An 18,243-nucleotide genomic window follows, 5' to 3' on the forward strand; every position below is an offset into this window, starting at 1 on the left:
ACTTCTTGACAAGATTGTAAAAGGAAGGAAAGTCGGATGGCAGAAGTAGAAGAACTACGAGTTCAACCTCAGGATATTTTGGCAGAACAATCTGTTCTGGGGGCTATTTTTATAGATGAGAGTAAGCTCGTTTTTGTCCGAGAATACATTGATTCTCGTGACTTCTTTAAATATGCTCATCGATTGATCTTCCAAGCGATGGTAGATTTGTCGGATCGTGGGGAAGCGATTGATGCGACGACAGTTCGGACGATTTTGGATAGCAAAGGGGATCTCCAAAATATTGGTGGCTTGTCTTACCTTGTCGAAATTGTCAACTCTGTACCAACTTCAGCCAATGCAGAATATTATGCTAAAATCGTAGCCGAAAAGGCTATGCTACGTCGCTTGATTTCCAAGTTGACAGAGTCTGTCAACCAAGCCTATGAGGCTTCTAAGCCTGCAGATGAAATCATCGCTCAAGCTGAAAAGGGACTCATTGATGTTAGCGAAAATGCCAATCGTAGTGGGTTCAAGAATATTCGCGATATTTTAAATATCAACTTTGGGAACCTAGAAGTTCGGTCACAACAAACTACGGATATCACAGGTATTGCTACAGGCTATCGTGATTTGGACCATATGACGACAGGTCTCCATGAGGAGGAGTTGATTATCCTAGCGGCGCGTCCAGCGGTTGGTAAGACAGCCTTTGCCTTGAATATTGCTCAGAACATTGGTACCAAGTTGGATAAGACGGTTGCTATTTTTTCACTGGAAATGGGTGCAGAAAGCCTAGTAGACCGTATGTTGGCAGCAGAAGGTTTGGTGGAGTCTCATTCTATCCGTACTGGTCAATTGACTGATGAGGAGTGGCAAAAATATACCATTGCTCAAGGGAATCTAGCCAACGCGAGTATCTATATTGATGATACGCCAGGGATTCGGATCACGGAAATTCGTTCGCGCTCACGTAAACTGGCTCAAGAAACAGGTAATCTAGGCTTGATTTTGATCGACTACCTACAGCTTATCACAGGGACTGGTCGTGAGAACCGCCAACAAGAAGTCTCTGAAATTTCTCGTCAGTTGAAAATTCTAGCTAAAGAGCTAAAGGTTCCAGTAATTGCTCTTAGTCAGTTATCTCGTGGAGTGGAACAGCGTCAGGATAAGAGACCAGTCTTGTCTGATATTCGTGAATCGGGTTCTATCGAGCAGGATGCGGATATCGTAGCCTTTCTATACCGTGACGACTACTATGATCGTGCAGGTGAAGAAGAGGAAGGAATTCCAAATAACAAGGTTGAGGTTATCATTGAGAAAAACCGTAGTGGAGCTCGTGGAACGGTGGAATTGATTTTCCAAAAAGAATACAATAAATTTTCAAGTATCTCAAAGAGGGAGGCATAAGATGTCAGATGCATTTTCAGATGTAGCCAAGATGAAAAAAATCAAAGAAGAAATCAAGGCACATGAGGGACAAGTCGTTGAAATGACTTTGGAGAATGGCCGTAAGCGCCAAAAAAATAGATTGGGTAAGCTAATTGAGGTTTATCCATCTCTATTTATCGTTGAATTTGGGGATGTTGAAGGAGACAAACAAGCCAATGTCTACGTTGAATCCTTCACCTACTCAGATATCTTGACAGAAAAGAACTTGATTCGCTATCTAGACTAAGAATCCTAAAATGAAGTGAGCTTTGCTCACTTTTTTCTTTTTCTCCCGAATAGTATAAACGAGGGGAACCTCGGAAATTTATATTATTAAGGAGAATGAATGACGTTTTTAAAATCAGGAGTTAAGAAGAGTAGATGTACTCAGTTGAGTGTAGGGCTGGCTACTTTGTTTGTTACAAGTACCTTTTTGTTTGGTGGGGAATCGGTTCAGGCTGATAGTGTAGCGCGTGGAGATGACTATCCGCTTCACTACAAAAATGGTAGTGTTGAAATCGATCAATGGCGGATGTATTCTCGCCAGTGTACGTCTTTTGCGGCCTTTCGTTTGAGTAGTGTAAATGGCTTTGAGATTCCTCCTGCCTACGGAAATGCAAATGAATGGGGACATCGTGCAAGGCGAGAAGGCTACCGTGTGGATACTAAGCCAGAAGTTGGGGCTATTGCTTGGTCGACAGAAGGTTATTATGGGCACGTGGCCTGGGTATCAAATGTGTCAGGGGATACGATTGAAATCGAAGAGTATAATTACGGGGTTCGAGAAAAGTATAACCGTCGAAAAGTCAAGGCTAGTTCGATGACAGGTTTTATTCATTTCAGGGATTTATCTGCTAGCCATAGTGCGGGTGAGAATGCTCGTAGCTCAGAACTTCCGTCTAGTGGGACAATAGTATTCACGGGGAAATCGCCTATTATGGACCAACCATCAAGCACAGGACAAGTTATTGACTACTATTATGCTGGTGAGAGTGTGAGTTATGATCAAGTTCTTGAAAAGGATGGTTATAAGTGGCTCGGTTATTTGTCTTATAGCGGTTCTAGAAGATATGTGCAGTATGCAGAGCTAAGCAATACAGAAAAAGGCTGGAAAAAAGAAGGAGGGAGTTGGTATTACCGAGAGAATGGGAAACTCGCAACTGGTTGGAAGAAAATAAATGGCAGTTGGTATCACTTTAAAGACAATGGAACCATGTCAACAGGTTGGGTGAAGGATGGTTCGCATTGGTACTATCTAAAGGCATCAGGGGAGATGCAGACAGGATGGCTAAAGGAAAATGGAACATGGTATTATTTGGAGAGTTCAGGGGCTATGAAGTCTAGCCAGTGGTTCCAAGTAGGAGGAAAGTATTACTACGTCAATGCTTCAGGGGCTTTAGCAGTGAATACCACTGTGGATGGCTATCGAGTGGATAGTAACGGAGCTAGAATCTAGAAAGAATATAAAAAAGAGGGCTTCACTACCATTTGCCTATTCTTTCCGATGGTATTTTTCCTTGCTTTCCTTTATAATGGGTGTATGGACAAGAAAAAATTATTATTAATTGATGGATCTTCTGTTGCCTTTCGAGCTTTTTTTGCGCTTTATCAGCAGCTGGATCGATTTAAAAATGCTAATGGTCTTCATACCAATGCAATCTATGGTTTTCAACTCATGTTGAATCATGTCTTAGAGCGAGTTGAACCCAGCCATGTTTTGGTAGCTTTTGATGCAGGTAAGACGACTTTCCGAACAGAGATGTATGCAGACTACAAGGGGGGGCGTGCTAAAACCCCAGATGAGTTTCGTGAGCAATTTCCCTTCATTCGTGAGTTGCTAGATCATCTTGGGATTCGCCACTATGAGTTGGCCCAGTATGAAGCAGATGATATCATCGGAACCTTAGGTCGCTTGGCTGAGAAGGATTCTTTTGAAGTGACTATTGTCAGCGGAGACAAGGACTTGATTCAGTTGACGGATGAGCATACAGTGGTTGAGATTTCCAAGAAAGGTGTGGCTGAGTTTGAGGCCTTTACACCAGATTACCTTATGGAAAAGATGGGCATTACCCCAGCTCAGTTTATAGATCTCAAGGCTCTTATGGGGGATAAGTCTGATAATATCCCTGGCGTCACTAAGATCGGTGAAAAGACGGGTATCAAGCTCTTGCTAGAACACGGTTCGTTAGAGGGTATTTATGAAAATATCGATGGGATGAAGGCTTCTAAGATGAAGGAAAATCTCATCAATGACAAGGAACAAGCCTTTTTGTCTAAAACCTTGGCGACCATTGAGACAAATGCACCGATTGAGATTGGCCTTGATGATTTGCTTTATAGTGGACCAGATGTGGAAAATCTCGGGAAATTCTACGATGAGATGGGCTTCAAACAGCTCAAGCAAGCTTTAAATGTGTCATCAACGGATGCGCCTGAAAGTTTGGATTTCACTATCGTTGACCAAGTCAGTCAAGACATGCTGAGCGCCAACTCTATCTTCCACTTTGAGCTTTTTGGTGAGAATTACCATACAGATGACTTGGTTGGTTTTGCCTGGTCCTGTGGGGATAAACTTTACGCTACAGACAAACTTGAGCTCTTGCAGGAGCCGATTCTCAAGAATTTTCTAGAAAAAACACCTCTGAAAGTGTATGACTTTAAGAAAGCGAAGGTTCTTTTAAATCGTTTGGGCTTGAATTTGCAGGCCCCTGCTTTTGACAGTCGTTTGGCCAAATACCTCCTCTCTACTGTCGAGAACAATGAAATTTCAACCATTGCGAATCTCTATGGCCAGACTTATTTGGCTGATGATGAGACCTTCTACGGTAAGGGGGTCAAGAAAGCTATCCCTGAGAGAGAGAAATTCTTGGAGCACTTGACTCGCAAGGTTGCTGTATTGGTTGAGACGGAGCCTGTTTTGCTTGAAAAACTCAGTGAACATGGGCAGTTAGATCTTCTCTATGACATGGAGCAACCTCTGGCTTTTGTCCTTGCCAAGATGGAAATTGCTGGAATCAAGGTCAAAAAAGAAACCCTACTTGAGATGCAAGCTGAAAATGAGATTGTCATTGAGCGACTCACCCAAGAGATTTATGAGCTGGCTGGTGAGGAATTTAATATCAACTCGCCTAAACAGTTGGGCGTACTTCTCTTTGAAAAACTGGGACTTCCTCTAGAATACACCAAGAAAACCAAGACAGGTTACTCGACAGCAGTGGATGTGCTGGAGCGTCTGGCTCCTATTGCACCGATTGTCAAAAAAATTCTAGACTACCGTCAGATTGCTAAGATTCAATCCACCTATGTGGTTGGCTTGCAGGATTGGATTTTAGATGATGGCAAGATCCACACGCGCTATGTGCAAGATTTGACTCAGACTGGGCGTTTGTCTAGTGTAGATCCAAACTTGCAAAATATCCCTGTTCGCTTGGAACAAGGTCGCCTCATTCGTAAGGCTTTTGTGCCAGAGTGGGAGGATAGTGTCCTTCTTAGCTCCGACTATTCACAGATTGAGTTGCGCGTTTTGGCGCATATCTCTAAGGATGAGCACTTAATCAAGGCCTTCCAAGAGGGAGCAGATATCCATACTTCGACAGCTATGCGTGTCTTTGGAATTGAACGTCCTGAGGATGTGACGCCAAACGACCGTCGCAATGCCAAGGCTGTCAACTTTGGAGTGGTTTACGGGATTTCAGATTTTGGTTTGGCGAACAATCTTGGTATTAGTCGTAAGAAGGCCAAAGCCTACATTGATACCTACTTTGAGCGTTTTTCTGGGATTAAAAACTATATGGAAGAAGTGGTACGTGAAGCGCGTGATAAGGGATATGTAGAGACCCTCTTCAAGCGTCGTCGAGAGCTACCAGATATCAATTCGCGCAACTTTAACATTCGTGGTTTTGCAGAGCGAACTGCCATTAACTCCCCTATTCAGGGTTCGGCAGCAGATATTCTTAAGATTGCTATGATTCAGCTAGACAAGGCTCTAGTTGAGGGTGGTTATCAGACCAAGATGCTGTTGCAAGTGCACGATGAAATCGTCCTTGAGGTTCCGAAATCAGAACTAGCAGCTGTCAAAGCTCTAGTGAAACAAACAATGGAAGAAGCCATCCAGCTCAGTGTTCCCCTTATCGCAGATGAAAATGAAGGGGCAACCTGGTACGAGGCTAAATAAGAAAGTTATGAAAGAGTTTGAAGCAGTTGCCTTCAAACTCTTTTTCATGATTTTCTGTAAGCAGTTTCCTTGACTTTTCCTTGTATTTGCGTTACTATATGTCCATATAAGATATGGGAGTCTGTGTACAGTCTGAGAGGAAGTGTTAAACTTCGACCGCACCTGATCTGGGTAATGCCAGCGTAGGGAACGATACTTAGCCGAATTCTGCACCTTTTCCATATATGGAAGGGGTTTTCTTTTTGTCAAAAGGAAACCTGAGAAAAGGAGGTTTTTATGAAAGCAAGCATTGCCTTGCAAGTCTTGCCCCTATCGCAGGGGGTTGATCGAATTGCTATTATCGATCAGGTTATTACTTATCTGCAAGCTCAGTCCGTGACCATGGTAGTGACACCATTTGAAACGGTCTTGGAAGGGGAGTTTGATGAGCTCATGCGTATTCTCAAAGAAGCGCTTGAAGTGGCAGGGCAGGAAGCAGATAATGTCTTTGCCAATGTCAAAATAAATGTAGGAGAAATTTTAAGTATTGATGAGAAACTTGAAAAGTATACTGAGACGTCACATTAGTCTATTTGGTTTTCTAGGAGTCTTGTTAATCTGGCAGTTAGCGGGAATATTCAAACTTTTACCCAAGTTTATCCTGCCAACCCCTTTTGAAATTCTCCAGGCCTTTGTTCGTGACAGAGAATTTCTCTGGCACCATAGCTGGGCGACCTTGAGAGTGGCTTTACTCGGACTAGTCTTAGGAGTCTTGATTGCCTGTCTCATGGCGGTGCTTATGGACAGTCTGACTTGGCTCAATGACTTGATTTACCCTATGATGGTGGTTGTCCAGACCATTCCGACCATTGCCATAGCTCCTATCTTGGTTTTGTGGCTAGGCTATGGAATTTTGCCCAAGATTGTCTTGATAATCTTGACGACAACCTTCCCTATCATCGTCAGTATTTTAGATGGATTTAGGCACTGTGACAAGGATATGCTGACCTTGTTTAGTCTGATGCGGGCAAATCCTTGGCAAATCCTGTGGCATTTTAAAATCCCGGTCAGTCTGCCTTACTTTTATGCAGGTCTGAGGGTCAGTGTCTCCTACGCATTTATCACAACAGTGGTGTCCGAGTGGCTGGGAGGTTTTGAAGGTCTTGGTGTTTATATGATTCAGTCTAAAAAACTGTTTCAGTATGATACCATGTTTGCCATTATTATTCTGGTATCGATTATCAGCCTTCTCGGTATGAAGTTGGTCGATATTAGTGAAAAATACGTGATTAAATGGAAACGTACTTAAATAGAGCGTTTTAGAAAAAGAAAAGAGGAAATGAAAATGAAGAAAACATGGAAAGTGTTTTTAACGCTTGTGACAGCTCTTGTAGCTGTCGTGCTTGTGGCTTGTGGTCAAGGGACTGCTTCTAAGGACAACAAAGAAGCAGAACTCAAGAAGATTGACTTTATCCTAGACTGGACACCAAACACCAACCACACAGGGCTGTATGTTGCCAAGGAAAAAGGTTATTTCAAAGAAGCTGGAGTGGATGTTGATTTGAAATTGCCACCAGAAGAAAGCTCATCTGACTTGGTGATCAATGGCAAGGCGCCGTTTGCTATCTATTTCCAAGACTACATGGCTAAGAAATTGGAAAAAGGGGCAGGAATCACTGCCGTTGCTGCTATCGTTGAACATAATACATCTGGAATCATCTCACGTAAATCTGACAATGTCAGCAGTCCAAAGGACTTAGTTGGGAAGAAATACGGAACCTGGAATGACCCAACGGAGCTTGCTATGTTGAAAACCTTGGTAGAATCACAAGGTGGAGACTTTGAAAAGGTTGAAAAAGTACCAAACAACGACTCAAACTCGATCACACCAATTGCCAATGGCGTCTTTGACACTGCTTGGATCTACTACGGTTGGGATGGTATCCTTGCTAAATCTCAAGGTGTAGAGGCTAATTTTATGTACTTGAAAGACTACGTCAAGGAGTTTGACTACTACTCACCCGTTATCATCGCAAACAACGACTATCTAAAAGACAACAAAGAAGAAGCTCGCAAAGTCATCCAAGCTATCAAAAAAGGCTACCAATACGCCATGGAACATCCAGAAGAAGCTGCAGATATCCTCATCAAGAATGCACCTGAACTCAAGGAAAAACGTGACTTTGTCATCGAATCTCAAAAATACTTGTCAAAAGAATATGCAAGCGACAAGGAAAAATGGGGACAATTTGATGCTGCTCGCTGGAATGCCTTCTACAAATGGGATAAAGAAAATGGTATCCTTAAAGAAGACTTGACAGACAAAGGCTTCACTAATGAATTTGTAAAATAATGACAGAAATTAGACTTGAACATGTAAGTTATGCCTATGGCGATGAAAAGATTTTAGAGGATATCAACCTGCAGGTGACTTCGGGTGAAGTGGTTTCTATCCTAGGTCCAAGTGGTGTTGGAAAGACCACCCTCTTTAATCTGATTGCAGGAATTTTAGAAGTCCAGTCGGGAAGAATTGTCCTTGATGGCGAGGAGAATCCCAAGGGGCGCGTGAGTTATATGTTGCAAAAGGATCTCCTCTTGGAGCACAAGACGGTGCTTGGCAATATCATCCTGCCCCTCTTGATTCAAAAGGTGAATAAGGTGGAAGCTATTGCCCGAGCAGATGAAATCCTTGCGACCTTCCAGTTGACAGCTGTACGGGACAAGTATCCTCACGAACTCAGTGGAGGGATGCGTCAGCGTGTAGCCTTGCTCCGGACCTATCTTTTTGGCCACAAGCTCTTTCTTCTTGACGAGGCTTTTAGCGCTTTGGATGAGATGACTAAGATGGAACTCCACGCTTGGTATCTGGAGATTCACAAGCAGTTGCAGCTAACAACCTTGATTATCACGCATAGTATTGAAGAGGCCCTCAATCTTAGCGACCGCATCTATATCTTGAAAAATCGTCCCGGGCAGATTGTTTCAGAAATTAAACTAGATTGGTCTGAAGACGAGGACAAGGACGTCCAAAAAATTGCCTACAAACGACAAATATTAGCAGAATTGGGATTAAATACTTAGAAAAATTGGGAGTTAGTGAAGATTATCCTTTACCAGCGCCCTTTTTCTTTTAAAAATGAGAAAATTTCGGTATAATAGTCAAAGATAGTCAAGGTTCAAAGAAGGAGTTTGATTTACTATGAGATTTAAAAATACATCAGATCATATCGAAGCCTATATCAAGGCGATTTTAGACCAGTCTGGTATCGTGGAATTGCAGCGGAGTCAGTTGGCGGATACCTTTCAGGTTGTGCCGAGTCAGATCAACTATGTAATCAAGACACGTTTTACTGAAAGCAGAGGTTACTTGGTTGAGAGCAAGCGAGGTGGTGGAGGCTACATTCGCATTGGGCGGATTGAGTTTTCCAGTCATCATGAAATGCTCCGCGATTTGCTTTACTCGATTGGTGAGCGAGTTAGTCAGGAGATTTATGAGGATATTCTCCAGCTTTTGGTGGAGCAGGACTTGATGACCAAGCAGGAAATGACCTTGCTGACTTCTGTAGCAACAGATCGTATCCTAGGGGAAGAATCCTCAGTTGTCCGTGCCAATATGCTCCGACAGCTATTACAAGAGGTAGATAGAAAAGAGAAGTAAGATGAACTATTCAAAAGCATTGAATGAATGTATCGAAAGTGCCTACATGGTTGCGAGCCATTTTGGAGCTCATTACCTAGAGTCTTGGCATTTATTGATTGCCATGTCCAATCACAGTTACAGTGTGGCAGGTGCGACTCTAAATGATTATCCTTATGAAATGGACCGTTTAGAAGAGGTTGCGTTGGAACTGACTGAAACCGACTATAGCCAAGATGAAACCTTTACGGAATTGCCCTTTTCCCATCGTTTGGAGGTTCTCTTTGCAGAAGCAGAGTATGTAGCCTCAGTGGTCCACGCAAAGGTATTAGGGACAGAGCATGTATTATATGCAATCTTGCATGATGGCAATGCCTTGGCAACTCGCATCTTGGAGAGAGCAGGATTTTCTTATGAAGACCAGAAAGATCAGGTCAGAATTGCTGCTCTTCGTCGCAATTTAGAGGAACGTGCAGGTTGGACAAGAGAAGACCTTAAGGCTTTGCGTCAACGCCATCGCACAGTAACTGACAAGCAAAATTCTATGGCCAATATGATGGGCATGCCTCAAGCTCAAAGTGGTGGTCTAGAGGACTACACGCATGACCTGACGGAGCAAGCGCGCTCTGGCAAGTTAGAACCAGTTATTGGTCGTGACAAGGAAATCGCACGTATGATTCAGATTTTGAGTCGGAAGACCAAGAATAATCCTGTCTTGGTTGGTGATGCGGGTGTCGGGAAAACAGCTCTGGCACTTGGACTTGCTCAGCGTATTGCTAGTGGGGATGTACCTGTGGAAATGGCTAAGATGCGCGTTTTGGAGCTTGATTTGATGAATGTTGTTGCGGGGACACGTTTCCGTGGAGATTTTGAAGAGCGTATGAACAATATCATCAAGGATATCGAGGAAGATGGCAAAGTTATCCTCTTTATCGATGAACTCCACACCATCATGGGTTCTGGTAGCGGTATTGATTCGACTCTGGATGCGGCCAATATCTTGAAACCAGCCTTGGCGCGTGGAACTTTGAGAACGGTTGGGGCCACCACTCAGGAAGAATACCAAAAACACATCGAAAAAGATGCTGCCCTTTCTCGTCGTTTTGCCAAAGTGACGATTGAAGAGCCAAGTCTAGCTGACAGCATGACCATTTTGCAAGGTTTGAAAGCTACCTATGAGAAACACCACCGTGTGCAAATCACAGATGAGGCCGTTGAAACAGCTGTCAAGATGGCGCATCGTTACTTGACCAGTCGTCACTTACCAGATTCTGCTATCGACCTCTTGGATGAGGCGGCAGCAACTGTGCAAAACAAATCTAAGCATGTGAGAATGGACGAATCCGACTTGAGTCCAGCTGACAAGGCCTTGATGGATGGTAAGTGGAAACAAGCAGGCCAGCTAATCGCAAAAGAACAAGAATTGCCTGTCTATAAAGACTTGGTGACAGAATCTGATATTTTGACCACCTTGAGCCGCTTGTCAGGTATCCCAGTCCAAAAGCTGACACAAACAGATGCTAAGAAATACCTTAACCTCGAAGCAGAACTACACAAACGTGTCATCGGCCAAGATCAAGCTGTTTCAAGTATTAGCCGTGCTATTCGTCGTAACCAGTCAGGTATTCGCAGTCACAAACGTCCGATTGGTTCCTTTATGTTCCTGGGACCAACGGGTGTCGGAAAGACTGAATTGGCCAAGGCCTTGGCAGAAGTTCTTTTTGATGACGAATCAGCCCTTATCCGCTTTGATATGAGTGAGTATATGGAGAAATTTGCGGCTAGCCGTCTCAACGGTGCCCCTCCAGGCTATGTGGGCTACGAAGAAGGTGGGGAGTTGACCGAGAAGGTTCGCAACAAACCATACTCCGTTCTCCTCTTTGACGAGGTAGAAAAGGCCCACCCAGACATCTTTAATGTCCTCTTACAGGTTCTGGACGACGGTGTCTTGACAGATAGCAAGGGGCGCAAGGTGGATTTTTCAAATACCATTATCATCATGACGTCAAACCTTGGTGCGACAGCTCTTCGTGACGACAAGACAGTTGGCTTTGGGGCCAAGGACATTCGTTTTGACCAGGAAAATATGGAAAAACGAATCTTTGAAGAGTTGAAAAAAGCTTATCGACCAGAGTTTATAAACCGTATTGATGAAAAGGTGGTCTTCCATAGCTTGGATAGCGAACACATGCAGGAAATCGTTAAGATTATGGTGAAACCATTGATTGCTAGCCTAGCAGAGAAAGGCATCGACTTGAAACTGCAAGCTTCAGCGTTGAAGTTACTAGCAAGTCAAGGATATAATCCAGAAATGGGAGCTCGCCCACTTCGCAGAACACTGCAAACAGAGGTGGAAGACAAGCTAGCTGAGCTCCTCCTCAAGGGAGAACTGGTAGCAGGCAAGACCCTCAAAATCGGTGTAAAAGCTGGTCAATTAAAATTTGATATTGCTTAAAAATGGAGAATCAGGAGTTGTCCTGATTCTTTTTGTATTTATTTTTATAAAACCAAAGGAAATAAGTTGACAATATGTAAATATTGGTTATAATAAGAATAAATAGATATTAAGATTTGTATAGAATGAAAAAGAGCAGAGTTTCCTGAAATTTCCACCATTTCAATAGAGCCCTGTTTCTTTTTTTGCGTATGAAATGAAAATAACGTAAACCTAGCCAAAGAGTGAATTTTAGATAGGTTAAGAAGGGAAATAGATGAACATTTTAGTTGTAGATGATGAGGATATGATTAGAGAGGGAGTAGCTGCTTTTTTGAGAGAAGAAGGCTATCATGTTATTCTAGCAAAGGATGGACAGGAAGCTTTGGAGAAATTTCATGAGTTCCCTATTCATCTGATGGTCTTGGATCTGATGTTACCGAAGCGGAGTGGATTTGAGGTGTTAAAAGAAATTAATGGAAATCATGATATTCCTGTAATCGTCTTAAGTGCGCTCGGAGATGAGGAAACTCAGATGCAGGTATTTGACCTTTATGCTGATGATCATGTGACGAAACCATTTTCACTGGTGCTCCTAGTCAAACGGATTCAAGCCCTGCTTAGGCGTTACTATGTTGTGGAGGATATTTGGCATTATCAAGATGTGACAGTGGATTTCACATCCTACCAAGCTCGAGTCAAGAACGAGGAGGTTGCAATTAAGCCGAAAGAATTGTTGGTTTTAAAATGTTTAATCCAACATAAGAACCAGGTCTTGAGTAGAGAGCAGATACTCGAGTCTATCTCAAATGATTTTGCAGATTTGCCTCTTGATAGAGTAGTTGATGTTTACATTCGAAATCTTCGTAAGAAGTTGGATCTGGATTGTATTGTAACAGTGAAAAATGCAGGATATAAAATTAGCTTATGATAAAAAACCCTAAATTATTAACCAAATCATTTTTAAGAAGTTTTTCGCTTTTAGGTGCAATCGCTTTGGTCATCCACATTGCCATCTATCTGACCTTTCCTTTTTATTACATTCAGCAAGAGGGTGAGAAGTTTAATGAGAGTGCTACTATTATGAGCAAGCACTTAGAAGGCAAAAATTTTCATGAACTGCCTAGTTTGCTGGAGTCCTATTCAAAATCTCTTCGCATCTCTGCCCATTTGAAAGATGACGTACTGGATAAGAGAATTTCCCTTGTGCACGACTTGGAAATAAAGGAAGGCAGTCCCACTAACTATATCGTAACGATTGACCGTCAGATTACGACAGCTGATGGTAAAAAGGTAACCATTCAATTTATTCAAGGTGTGGATATTTATAAAGAGGCAACACGGATTATGCTTCTCTATCTCCCGTATACCTTTTTAGCAACGCTTGTATTTGCCTTTCTCTTTTCCTACTTCTATACGAAACGTTTATTGGAGCCCCTCTTTTATATCTCAAAAGTTACAGGTAAGATGCAGGAGTTGGATCATGATATTCGCTTTGATGAAACGCGAAAGGATGAAGTTGGGGAGGTTGGAAAGCAAATCAATGATGTGTATGAAAACTTGCTGGCAGTCATTGATGAATCTGAGAGAAGAAATGAACGGATTGTCAGGTTGCAAAAGCAGAAAGTTTCTTTTGTTCGTGGAGCGTCACATGAGTTGAAAACCCCTTTAGCCAGTCTTCGAATTATTCTAGAGAATATGCAGTACAATATTGGGGATTATAAAGACCACCCTAAGTATATAGCAAAGAGTATCGATCAAATTGATCAAATGAGCCACTTGCTCGAAGAAGTTTTGGAGTCCTCTAAGTTCCAAGAGTGGACAGAGTGTAGCGAGACCTTGATAGTCCAGACTGTTTTGACGGATGTTTTATCTCGCTATCAGGAATTAGCACACTCAAGAGGAATAGAAATTGAAAATCAATTGACAGATGCTACTAGGGTCGTCATGAGTCTCAAGGCATTGGATAAGGTTTTGACAAACCTGATTAGTAATGCAATTAAATATTCAGATAAAAATGGGCGCGTAATCATATCCGAGCAAGATGGCTATCTTTCTATCAAAAATACCTGCCAACCTCTTAATCAAGAAGAGTTGAATCATTTGTTTGATATTTTTTACCACTCTCAAGTTGTCACAGACAAGTCTGAAGGGTCTGGTTTAGGACTCTATATCGTGAATAACATCCTAGAAAGTTATCAAATGTCCTATAGTTTTCTCCCTTATGAACAAGGAATGGAATTTAAAATTTGCTTGCAAGCAGATTAGTTGTATAAAGCAAAAGAACGGAAATCTCTCCGTTCTTTTTTGTTAAAGTTCACATAGGTTTAACATGAGAATATTATTTTAAATATAGAAAAAAGAAAGGATACTGGTATGGTATTTGCGATTATTTTAGTAACCTTCCTCGTTCGATTGATTTTTTTAAAACGTTCGATGGAGAATGAAAAACGAATCCTTAGCAATGGCGGGAAAGAATTTGGAGTTGAGAATACAAAACGATTAACGATGGCTCATATTGTTTTCTATCTCTCCTGCTTTGTTGAAGCAATGGTACACAAGACAAATTTTGATGGCATAAGCATGGTTGGTTTAGTCTTGCTTATTTTTTCTATGCTGATGTTGATGTTGGTGATTCACTTGTTGGGAGATATTTGGACAGTAAAGCTAATGCTTGTCAATAATCACAAATATGTAGATCATCCTCTCTTTCGAATTGTGAAACATCCCAATTACTTTTTAAATATTCTTCCTGAGCTAGTTGGTTTAGCTTTGGTGAGTCATGCTTACGTAACTTTTATCTTTATTTTTCCTGTCTACGCGGTTATTCTTTATCAAAGAATAGCAGAAGAAGAGAAATTACTGCAAGAAGTTATCATTCCTAATGGAAGAATGAAAGGATAGCAAAAATAATATAGCAAATTTCACATACAATTCATATTAGCAGGATATACTGTAGTTAATTAAAATTATGGAGGATACAGATATGTTTAAATCAAATCATGAACGAAGAATGCGATATTCCATTCGTAAATTTAGTGTAGGAGTAGCTAGTGTACTAGTAGCTAGCTTCTTTATGGGGAGTGTTGCTCATGCTGGTGAGATGAGCTCGAGTGCACCCACAAATAGTGCTAAGGTCACTGAACAAACTTCATCTAAGGATAAGGCAGGAGAAAACAAAGAAACTTCTTCTGAAAATAATAAAAAAACAGAGCCAGCTAGAGAAACTTTGAAAGATGCAAAAGAAAAATTAATAAAAGAGCTAGCGGAAAGTGACCTTCCTGCAGATAAAAAAGCAGCATATCAGCAGAAAATCGAACAGGCGAATGATACAGGAAGCTTGCTTTCGATAGATAATGATTTTCACCTAGACTTACTAGAACACCATGAAAAGCAGCATATGGAACAAGAAAGGAAGGAAAAAGAAAATCAATCGAAAGATGAAAATAAGGTGGTTCCTCCGACTAAGGAGAGCTCGGAACAGTCTTACGATACTTCTACAAAAGAGAACACAGGTGCGGTCGCTGAAATTCAAAAACGTTTAAAAGAAGAAATCAGAAAGGGTACCCTACCAACTGAGCGGAAAGATTCCTTGATAAAAGAGATTGAGGGAGAAGATGACCGTGATAACCTAGAAACTTTGGAGAATAGTTATAGAGAGCTGGAAGATACTTTCAAAAAAATCAATGAAGAACTTGACCATCAAAAGAAATTGATTAGTGATATGGCGACTACAAAAGGTATCACCGAAGAGGATAAAAGTTCTTTAGTAGGCGAAATCAATAAAATCAAAGAGCGAGTTGTAAATGATTTTAAGAACGAGTCGGATAAATCACTCCAAACGATTAAACAAGAAGTTATTGCCGATCTAGGTAAGTTATTCAAATCTTACAAAGCTTACGTTGAAAAAGAAATTCAAAACTACGTCAATGAACAAGTGGACGAAAACATAAAGGAGAAAAAACTAAACAAAGAAGAAGCAAACGAGGATGCCACAATCAAACAGTTACGCGAGTTGGAAAAAAAGGCGCTTCAGCAACTCGATCAGGCCGCGAAAAACGAAGAGGTGCTGAAGGCTAAACACAGTCTTCTTGATGAGATTGCAAAACTCAAAACATCTAATGGCAATAAAGAGACAACGAAACCGAGAGACAAACGAAGTGCTAAGGAGACTGATCAGCAAGATTTGGCTAAACAAATTTCAGAAGCTAATCTATCGCTTTCTAATCACATGAGTGAGCTGTTGGATAGAACTAAAAAGGATCTGAAATCTGAGGACGAGTCTAAATTTGATGAATTAATTAAAAATGCCTTAGGAATTGTAAATAAATATAGATCAGAGCTTTCTAAAGCTCAAACAAAAGAGGAACTAGATCGGATTCTAGAAACAGCGAAGTCAGAGCTAAATGCTGCTGTGGAGGAATTCAAAAAAGGGTTAACGAAACCAACTGAGCCTCAAAGAAAGCCTGATATGGAAGGTCATATTCCTCCAACTAAAGATGGGAAATCTCAGACACCGACTGAAGAAACGAAAGAGATAGAATCTTTGAAGAATAAGGCTAAGGAAGAGCTAAAAAAACTAGAGCAAGCTTTGACTGAAGTGAATAACTATCCAGAGTTACCAGAAAATAACAGTGATTATAAGGTGCAGAAAAAAGATATTTGGGAGGATTCTAAAAAGATTGCTCCTGCTAAAATAAAAGCATTTAGAGAGCAGTTAGAAAAAGGTTCATACACTGCCAAAACTCTCCAAACGTTTATAGATGACTTTATCTATTATCAAATCCATGCACAAATCGAAAAGATGACAAGACAAGTCGCTTTGTATCGAGAGAAATACGCGAAAATTCCTAGTTTAGAAAAAGAATTTGAATCAGGTATCAAGCAAATATGGAATAAGAATTATGCTACCTTAGAAGGGAAATATCTAGCGGATTACTTTAAGAACGAATTTCTTCCATCCTTTAATAAGATTCAGCAGATTGTGGAACTTCAGAAGGCTATCAGCCAGCTTGAAGAAGAAATGAAGACAGTCCCAGATGGAGCTAAGTTAACAGGAGAAGCTGGTTCTGCTTATGAAAAGGTCAGAAATCGTGCAAGCGAAATCATTAAACAAGGGAAAGAGCTTCTAGAACAAGTAAATATTACAGAAAAGCAGCTAGATACTCAGATAGGAGAGCTTCAGAAGAGCTTATCTGAATTGAAGGTAGCGAAGGCCAACTTAGTGCCAAAGAAAGAAGATAAGAAAGAAATTCCAAAACCAGATTTGCAACCAAGTCCTAAACCAGAAGGCAAGAAACCACACACGCCGGCACAACCCGGTACTGAGGATAAAAAACCATCTGCTCCAAAACCAGGTATGCAACCAAGTCCTCAACCAGAAGGCAAAAAACCGCAAACACCGGCACAACCCGGTACTGAGGATAAAAAGCCATCTGCTCCAAAACCAGGTATGCAATCAAGTCCTCAACCAGAAGGCAAGAAACCACACACGCCGGCACAACCCGGTACTGAGGATAAGAAGCCATCTACTCCAAAACCAGGTATGCAACCAAGTCCTCAACCAGAAGGCAAAAAACCGCAAACACCGACACAACCTGGTACTGAGGATAAGAAGCCATCTGCTCCAAAACCAGGTATGCAACCAAGTCCTCAACCGGAAGGTAAGAAACCGCAAACACCGGCGCAACCAAAGACACATAAAATCTTTACAGCAGCAGATGGCAAGACGAAAGTCTCAGTAATATTTGATAAACCTACAGATGCAGATAAGTTACATCTCAAGGAAGTAACGACGAAAGAGTTGGCTGATAAAATTGCTCGTAAAACAGGAGGGGGAACAGTTCGTGTGTTTGACTTATCTCTTTCTAAAGGAGGCAAGGAAACTCATGTCAATGGAGAACGAACTGTTCGGCTCGCGCTTGGGCAGACTGGATCAGATGTTCACGTCTATCACGTAAAGGAAAATGGCGACCTTGAACGCATTCCTTCTAAAGTTGAAAATGGGCAAGTTGTCTTTAAAACGAGCCACTTCAGTTTGTTTGCGATTAAGACACTTTCTAAGAATCAAAATGTCACTACACCTAAACAGACTAAGCCGTCTATCCAAGATAGTCAAACACAGATAGGAGAGAGCCAAACTGGAAAATTCCAGAATAAAGAAGTTAATCATAAACCACTGGCTACTGGAAATGAAACGGCGGCAAAAGGAAATCCTACATCAGCAACTGAGAAGAAATTACCATCTACAGGAGTGGCGTCTAATCTAGTTCTTGAGATCATTGGTCTCCTTGGTTTGATTGGAACTTCATTCATCGCGATGAAAAGAAGAAAATAATGATTCAGTTTTTTAAAAATATCCACTTTCGATATTTAGCATTTGATTGGTTAACCATTGAAGATCCTAAAGATTTTACTTATAATTGGTATCTAATAATGATAAGTCATTTCATATAGAGATGAATCTAAGATATAAAAAGAGAAGGCTATTGAACCGCAAAAGTTAGATTTTTTCTGTCTAGCTTTTGAGGGGCATTATAAAGATGGCCTTCTCTTTTTTTGTTACCTTTTTATAAAAAGTAATAAAAAACTATTGACAAAACAAAAATA

Annotated in this window: 14 protein-coding genes; all 14 read left to right on the forward strand. The window is 41.2% G+C overall.

Features of this window, described 5'->3' with window-relative positions; all coding sequences use genetic code 11:
- Window positions 1-36: 36 nt before the first annotated feature.
- The 14 genes from dnaB (at window position 37) to B7725_RS04240 (ending at window position 17,971) form a co-directional block, all read left to right on the forward strand.
- Entirely contained in the window at window positions 37-1,389 is a 1,353-nt protein-coding gene (gene dnaB, locus B7725_RS04175) for a replicative DNA helicase (protein WP_061416316.1), read from the forward strand.
- A 1-nt stretch (window position 1,390) separates the two neighbouring features.
- The gene (locus tag B7725_RS04180) at window positions 1,391-1,657 is read left to right on the forward strand and encodes a Veg family protein (protein ID WP_009729582.1); all 267 of its coding nucleotides are present in this window, start codon (window positions 1,391-1,393) and stop codon (window positions 1,655-1,657) included.
- A 99-nt stretch (window positions 1,658-1,756) separates the two neighbouring features.
- Complete coding sequence (locus B7725_RS04185; RefSeq protein WP_084874710.1) at window positions 1,757-2,866, forward strand: CHAP domain-containing protein; 1,110 nt, start codon at window positions 1,757-1,759, stop codon at window positions 2,864-2,866.
- Window positions 2,867-2,950: 84 nt separating this feature from the next.
- Window positions 2,951-5,584, forward strand: a complete 2,634-nt coding sequence (gene polA / locus B7725_RS04190) for a DNA polymerase I (protein ID WP_084874921.1) — start codon at window positions 2,951-2,953, stop codon at window positions 5,582-5,584.
- Window positions 5,585-5,860: 276 nt separating this feature from the next.
- A complete protein-coding gene (locus tag B7725_RS04195; RefSeq protein WP_084874711.1) occupies window positions 5,861-6,151 on the forward strand; it encodes a thiamine-binding protein in 291 nt (96 codons plus the stop codon).
- Window positions 6,114-6,872 carry an ABC transporter permease gene (locus B7725_RS04200; RefSeq protein WP_162279008.1) on the forward strand — a complete coding sequence of 253 codons (759 nt, stop codon included), beginning with the start codon at window positions 6,114-6,116 and terminating at the stop codon, window positions 6,870-6,872. Before B7725_RS04195 ends, B7725_RS04200 begins: the two co-directional genes overlap by 38 nt.
- 36 nt (window positions 6,873-6,908) lie before the next feature.
- Window positions 6,909-7,916 carry an ABC transporter substrate-binding protein gene (locus tag B7725_RS04205; RefSeq protein ID WP_084874714.1) on the forward strand — a complete coding sequence of 336 codons (1,008 nt, stop codon included), beginning with the start codon at window positions 6,909-6,911 and terminating at the stop codon, window positions 7,914-7,916.
- Window positions 7,916-8,644, forward strand: a complete 729-nt coding sequence (locus B7725_RS04210; RefSeq protein WP_084874716.1) for an ABC transporter ATP-binding protein — start codon at window positions 7,916-7,918, stop codon at window positions 8,642-8,644. The genes B7725_RS04205 and B7725_RS04210 overlap by 1 nt, the downstream gene beginning before the upstream one ends.
- Window positions 8,645-8,762: 118 nt before the next feature.
- Window positions 8,763-9,221, forward strand: coding sequence for a CtsR family transcriptional regulator (locus B7725_RS04215; protein ID WP_084874717.1), 459 nt, complete (start codon window positions 8,763-8,765; stop codon window positions 9,219-9,221).
- Between the two features lies 1 nt (window position 9,222).
- On the forward strand, window positions 9,223-11,655 hold the full coding sequence (locus B7725_RS04220) for an ATP-dependent Clp protease ATP-binding subunit (RefSeq protein WP_084874719.1): 2,433 nt from the start codon (window positions 9,223-9,225) through the stop codon (window positions 11,653-11,655).
- A gap of 256 nt (window positions 11,656-11,911) precedes the next feature.
- A complete protein-coding gene (gene bgrR, locus B7725_RS04225) occupies window positions 11,912-12,565 on the forward strand; it encodes a response regulator transcription factor BgrR (protein ID WP_001024193.1) in 654 nt (217 codons plus the stop codon).
- Complete coding sequence (gene bgrS, locus B7725_RS04230) at window positions 12,562-13,902, forward strand: sensor histidine kinase BgrS (protein WP_084874721.1); 1,341 nt, start codon at window positions 12,562-12,564, stop codon at window positions 13,900-13,902. The genes bgrR and bgrS overlap by 4 nt, the downstream gene beginning before the upstream one ends.
- Window positions 13,903-14,010: 108 nt before the next feature.
- On the forward strand, window positions 14,011-14,538 hold the full coding sequence (locus B7725_RS04235; protein ID WP_084874723.1) for an isoprenylcysteine carboxyl methyltransferase family protein: 528 nt from the start codon (window positions 14,011-14,013) through the stop codon (window positions 14,536-14,538).
- Between the two features lie 82 nt (window positions 14,539-14,620).
- Window positions 14,621-17,971, forward strand: coding sequence for a GAG-binding domain-containing protein (locus B7725_RS04240; protein WP_084874725.1), 3,351 nt, complete (start codon window positions 14,621-14,623; stop codon window positions 17,969-17,971).
- Window positions 17,972-18,243 lie beyond the last annotated feature (272 nt).

This window comes from Streptococcus oralis subsp. tigurinus (assembly GCF_002096275.1).
GTDB classification, from domain to species: domain Bacteria; phylum Bacillota; class Bacilli; order Lactobacillales; family Streptococcaceae; genus Streptococcus; species Streptococcus oralis_CN.

What these genes read in the sequence shown, in the direction of transcription:
- polA (WP_084874921.1), top strand. Translation starts at nt 2,951, where the DNA reads ATGGACAAGAAAAAATTATTATTAATTGATGGATCTTCTGTTGCCTTT.
- B7725_RS04205 (WP_084874714.1), top strand. Translation starts at nt 6,909, where the DNA reads ATGAAGAAAACATGGAAAGTGTTTTTAACGCTTGTGACAGCTCTTGTA.
- B7725_RS04180 (WP_009729582.1), top strand. Translation starts at nt 1,391, where the DNA reads ATGTCAGATGCATTTTCAGATGTAGCCAAGATGAAAAAAATCAAAGAA.
- bgrS (WP_084874721.1), top strand. Translation starts at nt 12,562, where the DNA reads ATGATAAAAAACCCTAAATTATTAACCAAATCATTTTTAAGAAGTTTT.
- B7725_RS04240 (WP_084874725.1), top strand. Translation starts at nt 14,621, where the DNA reads ATGTTTAAATCAAATCATGAACGAAGAATGCGATATTCCATTCGTAAA.
- bgrR (WP_001024193.1), top strand. Translation starts at nt 11,912, where the DNA reads ATGAACATTTTAGTTGTAGATGATGAGGATATGATTAGAGAGGGAGTA.
- B7725_RS04215 (WP_084874717.1), top strand. Translation starts at nt 8,763, where the DNA reads ATGAGATTTAAAAATACATCAGATCATATCGAAGCCTATATCAAGGCG.
- B7725_RS04195 (WP_084874711.1), top strand. Translation starts at nt 5,861, where the DNA reads ATGAAAGCAAGCATTGCCTTGCAAGTCTTGCCCCTATCGCAGGGGGTT.
- B7725_RS04200 (WP_162279008.1), top strand. Translation starts at nt 6,114, where the DNA reads ATGAGAAACTTGAAAAGTATACTGAGACGTCACATTAGTCTATTTGGT.
- B7725_RS04210 (WP_084874716.1), top strand. Translation starts at nt 7,916, where the DNA reads ATGACAGAAATTAGACTTGAACATGTAAGTTATGCCTATGGCGATGAA.
- B7725_RS04220 (WP_084874719.1), top strand. Translation starts at nt 9,223, where the DNA reads ATGAACTATTCAAAAGCATTGAATGAATGTATCGAAAGTGCCTACATG.
- dnaB (WP_061416316.1), top strand. Translation starts at nt 37, where the DNA reads ATGGCAGAAGTAGAAGAACTACGAGTTCAACCTCAGGATATTTTGGCA.
- B7725_RS04235 (WP_084874723.1), top strand. Translation starts at nt 14,011, where the DNA reads ATGGTATTTGCGATTATTTTAGTAACCTTCCTCGTTCGATTGATTTTT.
- B7725_RS04185 (WP_084874710.1), top strand. Translation starts at nt 1,757, where the DNA reads ATGACGTTTTTAAAATCAGGAGTTAAGAAGAGTAGATGTACTCAGTTG.